Annotated in this window: 3 protein-coding genes, 1 tRNA gene and 1 pseudogene; all 5 read right to left on the bottom strand. The window is 49.4% G+C overall.

Features of this window, described 5'->3' with window-relative positions; all coding sequences use genetic code 11:
* Window positions 1-33: 33 nt before the first annotated feature.
* Window positions 34-126, bottom strand: a tRNA-Ser gene (locus AK963_RS23980).
* Window positions 127-809: 683 nt separating this feature from the next.
* A pseudogene (csrA, locus tag AK963_RS35840) lies at window positions 810-974 on the bottom strand (carbon storage regulator CsrA); the annotation flags it as partial.
* Between the two features lie 401 nt (window positions 975-1375).
* Window positions 1376-2617 carry an aspartate kinase gene (locus AK963_RS23990; RefSeq protein WP_066017921.1) on the bottom strand — a complete coding sequence of 414 codons (1242 nt, stop codon included), beginning with the start codon at window positions 2615-2617 and terminating at the stop codon, window positions 1376-1378.
* A gap of 276 nt (window positions 2618-2893) precedes the next feature.
* Window positions 2894-5515, bottom strand: a complete 2622-nt coding sequence (gene alaS, locus AK963_RS23995) for an alanine--tRNA ligase (protein WP_066017922.1) — start codon at window positions 5513-5515, stop codon at window positions 2894-2896.
* A gap of 272 nt (window positions 5516-5787) precedes the next feature.
* Entirely contained in the window at window positions 5788-6390 is a 603-nt protein-coding gene (locus AK963_RS24000) for a tRNA-uridine aminocarboxypropyltransferase (protein ID WP_066017923.1), read from the bottom strand.
* Window positions 6391-6550: the final 160 nt, after the last annotated feature.

Below are 6550 nucleotides of genomic sequence, written 5' to 3' on the forward strand. Positions count from 1 at the left end.
AGGAAGGGAAATCAAGGAGTTAGAAAAGATAAATGGCGGTGAGGGAGGGATTCGAACCCTCGATACGGCTACAAACCGTATACTCCCTTAGCAGGGGAGCGCCTTCAGCCTCTCGGCCACCTCACCGGGAACGAGAGCTATTTTACCCTGAACACCTTGAAAAGCAAGTCTTTTTTTAACCAATTCTGCTGTCCATCCCTTGGGATTGTAGTGGATAGAGAGTTCGCTTTTCCAGACTGGCCAAACAGACAAAAATCACCTTATAGAAACCGTTGCCCACCATCAACCACCTTTTGTGATCAAGCACCAGTAAGATCAAATACCCTGCCATGCATACTTATCAATGAGCATACTGCATGGTAACTATTGATATGGCTTCTGAGTTGTATTTTCCCATGGACACCCACCGGGAAAATTCGACTAATAACACTTATTGGATACTCCTTCCTACTAAACATATACAGGCAATTAGAGGAGAACGATAAATGCGAGGCACAGTTAAGCCTTTGAAGCTCTTTTGACACATAATGATGAGCTTACAGAAGCTGACTAAATGAGGAGAGTTCGACTGAATGCCTTTTCACTGACTTCCAGTACCTGCGAACAGATACAAAAATGCCTGACAATCGCCAGGCATTTTTTGAAACTGTCTTATGGAGTTAACAATGATTCTAAAAACTAATTCAGAGACATAAACGACAGTTTAATATCTATCAGTAAGATTCGTAAGATTCAGACTCGGATTCGTACCCGGACTCATAGCCTTCATCTTCTTCATAAGAGCGACCAGTACCGCCTTTCTTGTGCTCTTTCTCTTTTTGAATTCTCTGGTAAATTTCTTCCCGGTGAACTGCGACTTCTTTTGGTGCGTTAACACCGATACGAACCTGGTTGCCTTTTACACCCAGAACAGTGACAGTGACCTCGTCCCCTACCATCAGGGTCTCTCCTACGCGGCGAGTCAGAATCAGCATTTCAATCTCCTTATTTACATCTCTGTTAAGTCAACAACCGTCAATTCTGAGCACGCTGGTGCATTAGTTTGAAGCTGATGAAATCACCCAAAATGATCGCGTGAAATTATACGACACCAACCCCAGTACAGACATTATTTCACTTTAAAATTGCCTGCCCTTTAAACTGCTTTAGTACTCAGTTCAAAGTATTGAAGTATATGCCAGCTCAACCGTTCATGCTTAAGAATTATTCAGCAAACCCAGTCTAGTCACCAAGTTCAAGATTTCCATTCGTATTTTTACCTGCTGGAAATGGTTTGAGGGCTTGATAACTCTACTCGTCCCACTCCTGCCATATCAGGTGGATTTGGAGCAGACGGACCCCTCGCGAGGCCCACGGTTTTGATTATATTGACGTTTTAGACCCCATTATCTTCCATTGGTTCCCTGTCCAGCTCAAAAGCCGAGTGGAGCGCACGAACAGCCAGCTCCAGATACTTCTCAGCAATAATGACAGAAACCTTGATTTCGGACGTCGAGATGATCTGAATATTTATCCCTTCAGCCGCCAGAGCCTCAAACATCTGTGTCGCTACACCTGCATGCGAACGCATGCCAACACCCACAATAGAGACCTTGGCGATTTTCATATCACCATCGTATTCACGGGCTTCGAGCTCTTCAACAATCTGCTCGACCACAACTTTTGCCCGCTCATAGTCATTACGATGTACTGTGAACGTAAAATCAGTGGTTTTGTCCTCAGCAGTATTCTGGACAATCATATCCACTTCAATATTGGCACGGCTGACCGGGCCAAGAATTCGGGATGCCACACCGGGAATATCGGGTACGCCCTTAATCGTCAGTTTGGCTTCATCTCGGTTGAATGCGATGCCGGAAACTACCGGTGACTCCATGGCGATACCCTCATCCAGTGTAATCAGTGTTCCAGGGCCATCCTGGAAGGTATGCAGAACTCTCAGGTTAACATTGTACTTGCCAGCAAACTCAACGGCTCTGATTTGCAGAACCTTGGAGCCCAGACTGGCCATTTCCAGCATTTCTTCAAAGGTAATCTTGTCCAGACGGCGTGCACCCTCAACCACTCTCGGGTCAGTGGTGTAAACCCCATCGACATCGGTGTAGATCTGACATTCATCTGCTTTCAAAGCTGCAGCCAGCGCTACTGCTGTCGTGTCAGAACCGCCCCGGCCCAATGTGGTAATATTGCCTTCTTCATCACGCCCCTGGAAACCGGCAACGACAACAACACGACCAAGCTCAAGATCCCTGGTGATACGTTCGGTATCGATACGTTTGATACGGGCCTTGGTATGGGCATTGTCAGTGACAATCGCTACCTGGCTACCGGTATAGGATGTGGCAGGACAGCCCCTTTCATTCAGAGCCATACTCAGAAGGCCGATGGTCACCTGCTCACCCGTCGAGAGAATAACATCCATCTCTCTGGGTGTAGGCTGTGACTGCATGGACTGGGCCAGCTCAACCAGCCGGTTGGTTTCTCCGCTCATGGCGGAAACCACAACGACCACGTCGTGCCCCTGTTCGCGGAACCCCTTGACCTTGTCAGCAACACCCTGAATTCGTTCAGTTGTGCCTACTGAGGTGCCGCCAAATTTCTGTACTATTAGCGCCATCTTATTCGTTCTACTTCAATCAGCCATGACCTGTGGACAAGCTTCCCTGTACCAGCTCCCTGCTGCAACGCCTCATCAAATCTTACAGAACATAGACATTCAGGCAGGAGCCAGACAACGTAAGCTGCCATCTCTATCATTCAGTGGATGGCAGAATGTACCATGAATCGCCCTCCGGGTGTATGCCTCAGGGCAATAAAAAACGGGCTGTCCCATACGGAACAGCCCGTTTTTACACTTACTTGTCAGAATAGCTAACTACCCTGATCAAACCACTTACAACTGAGCTTCCAGCCAGCCTTTAATAGACGACAGTGCTTTTTCAAGATTTTCAGGCTGAGAACCACCACCCTGAGCAAAATCAGGTCGACCGCCACCTTTACCACCCAGCTGCTCAGCCACCATCTTCAGCAGATCACCCGCTTTGACGCGTCCGGTCAGATCTTTGGTAACACCTGCCGCCAGAGGCACCTTGCCATCGGCTTGGGTCGCCAGAAAAACAATACCGGAGCCCAGTTTGTTCTTTAGCTGATCAACCATGTCGCGCAATGATTTGGGATCAATACCCTCAAGCTCTGTCGCCAGCAGCTTAACGCCATTCACTTCTACCGCCTGAGACACCAGATCCGAGCTGCCAGCACTGGCCAGCTTCTGCTTCAGCTGCTGCATCTCTTTTTCCAGACTCTTGCTCTGGGCAACCAGCGCCTGCAATTTGGCTTCAAGGTTTTCAGGCTTGGCCTTCATCATTCGACAAGCGTTGTCTAACTCAGCAAACCGTGTCTGAACAAAAGCTTCAGCACCAGCACCTGTTACCGCTTCGATACGGCGCACACCGGCTGCAATACCACTTTCAGCAACAATGCGGAACGCACCAATATCGCCAGTGCGACTGGCATGAATACCACCACACAGTTCGATGGAGAAGTTGTCAGTACCCATGGTCAGCACCCGCACCTCATCGGCGTACTTTTCACCAAACAGAGCCATGGCACCCTTGGCCTTTGCGGCGTCCATATCCATCAGCTCGGTCTGAACCAGGGTGTTGGCACGAATCTGCTCATTCACCAGCTTTTCAATGGTCTTGAGCTCTTCCGGCTTAACCGCTTCAAGGTGAGAGAAGTCAAAGCGCAGACGCTCCGGATCAACCAGCGATCCTTTCTGAGTTACATGATCACCCAGTACCTCTCTCAGAGCCGCATGCAGCAGATGAGTTGCTGAGTGATTCAGTGACGTCGCATGACGCTTTGCAGCATCAACATCAGCAGACACTTCATCGCCAGGTTTCAGCTCACCTGATACCACTTCTACAATATGGAGGTGATGATCACCCTGCTTACGGGTATCCACGACGCGGACTGAACCAGTAGCAAAGTTCAGAAGGCCGGTATCACCCACCTGACCGCCAGACTCGGCGTAAAATGGCGTCTGTTCCAGAACAACTGTCGCCTGCTGGCCTTCACCGATCAGCTCTACCTGATCACCACCGACAAACAGGGAGTGAACGCGAGCCTGACCCGCCGTGTTCTCATAGCCGGTAAAGGCCGTTGAGCCTTCAATCACCAGCTGATCGTTGTAGTCAACTCCAAACTTGCTGGATGCACGGGCACGCTCACGCTGGGCTTCCAGTGCTTTTTCAAAGCCATCAATGTCGACTTTCAGCTCACGCTCACGGGCGATGTCTTCCGTCAGGTCAACCGGGAAACCGTAGGTATCGTACAGAGTGAACAGTGTTTCGCCGGAGATTAGCTCTCCCTGCATGGAAGCAATGCTCTCTTCCAGCAGTTTCATCCCTTTATCCAGGGTACGGGTAAACTGCTCCTCTTCCTGCAGCAGAACCCGCTCAATTTGCGCCTGATTTTTCGCCAGATCCGGATAAGCGTCGCCCATTACCTTCACCAGTGATCCCACCAGTTTGTAGAAGAAGGATTCTTTGGCTCCCAGCTTGTGCCCATGACGACAGGCTCGACGGATAATGCGGCGCAGCGTGTAGCCGCGGCCTTCATTAGATGGCATCACGCCATCGCTGATCAGAAAACTGCAGGAACGGATGTGATCAGCAATAACACGCAGGGACGCTTCAGTTGTAGCGACACCACCGATAATCTCAGACGCATCGTTCAGGAGAGACTGGAACAGGTCAATCTCGTAGTTGCTGTTCACATGCTGCATCACTGCGGCAATACGCTCCAGACCCATGCCGGTGTCAACCGATGGCTTGGGCAACGGCTGCATTTCTCCGTCGGCCTGACGGTTGTACTGCATGAATACGATGTTCCAGATTTCAATAAAACGGTCACCGTCTTCTTCTGGCGTACCCGGACGGCCACCCCAGATATGATCACCATGATCAAAGAAAATTTCGGTGCAGGGACCACAGGGGCCAGTATCGCCCATCTGCCAGAAGTTATCGGAAGCATAAGGTGCTCCCTTGTTGTCACCGATGCGGATAATATCGTCCGCTGAAACACCAATGTCGTTTAACCAGATATTGTAGGCTTCATCGTCGGAGGCATAAACGGTGACGCAAAGACGCTCTTTAGGCAGATTCAGCGTACCGGTCAGAAAGTTCCAGGCAAAATGGATCGCTTCTTTCTTGAAGTAATCGCCAAAACTGAAATTACCCAGCATTTCAAAGAAGGTATGGTGACGGGCGGTATAGCCGACGTTGTCGAGGTCGTTGTGCTTGCCCCCGGCACGCACACACTTCTGAGAGGTAGTGGCACGTTTGTAGTCACGCTGCTCACGTCCCAGGAAAGTGTCTTTGAACTGGTTCATCCCGGCATTGGTAAACAGCAGGGTTGGGTCGTCATGGGGTACCAGAGAACTACTGGCAACCACTTCATGGCCGTTTTCCCTGAAGTATTCCAGAAAAGCAGAACGTATTTCGTTAGTCTTCATATACAGTTCCCACCGGGGGAGTTATCTCTTAACAGCCATGAGCGGAAAAGGCCGCTCACTCCAAAACACGAAAATGGCTGCAAAGTCTGAACGAGCGGCCTTTTCATAGTAAATTTACGCAAAACGGCCATTATATAGGAACGGTGAAAAAAAATGATCATTTCACCGCATCAATCGTGTGCTTTTTGTGGTTTTTTCTTCTGAAAGCCCCGTTAACCAACTGGCTGGTATTGCTCAAGAATGCCCAGAGACCTTTGGTTTTCTTCCTTTCTCTATCCTTTGCGAGCCCATAGATATCGGTCACAATAGACTTGCACCAGTGCCTCCATCAGCTGACGATTCGTGTTTTCACCCAACTGTCCAAGCGCCAGTGCTGCCACTTCGGCAGTACACAGGTGTTGTTCCTGATGATTTCGCCTGAGGCTATAAATGGATGGATCCTCTGGCTGCAAGCTCAGCAAACTCAAGTTATGCAGCCAGGGGCTTTGACGATACATCTTTCTGGCCTGCTGCCAGGTTGCATCAATGATAATAAAAGCAATGTTACGATCAGATCCGGCATGATGACGCCATGACGTTGCTTTACTCTGCGCTTCCACAGCGTATTCCGCTGGAAACAACAGTACTGGCAACCAGGCCGGCTCCTCAAGTAGTGCGAGCAATTCTTCATCCGGTGCAGTCCGGCTCCAGTTAAACAGGCGAGTACCAGGTATCGCAGCCTGAATCAATTTGCCCGTATTGGTTGGCTTATCAAACTCTTTATCGTGGGTAATCAACCAGAAACAGGCAGAAGATTCCACTTGGGGGATTAACGGGCAGATACAGGCCCTCTCGGGCAAACGGCACTGAATACAATCACCTTTGGCGGCTGGCATTACCTTCCGGAACCTTCTTTCTTTTCAAATCTCACGCCATGTGCGACTTTTAGGTTTGCATAAGGAGACATGACTGAACCTGCTTTCTGCTATTAAAAGCAGTAAAAAGCAAAAAAGAAGGTTTCAGTCATGCCCGTTGAAGAGTTTATCACTACAGTCT

It is taken from the genome of Endozoicomonas atrinae, from assembly GCF_001647025.1.
GTDB classification, from domain to species: Bacteria; Pseudomonadota; Gammaproteobacteria; order Pseudomonadales; family Endozoicomonadaceae; genus Endozoicomonas; species Endozoicomonas atrinae.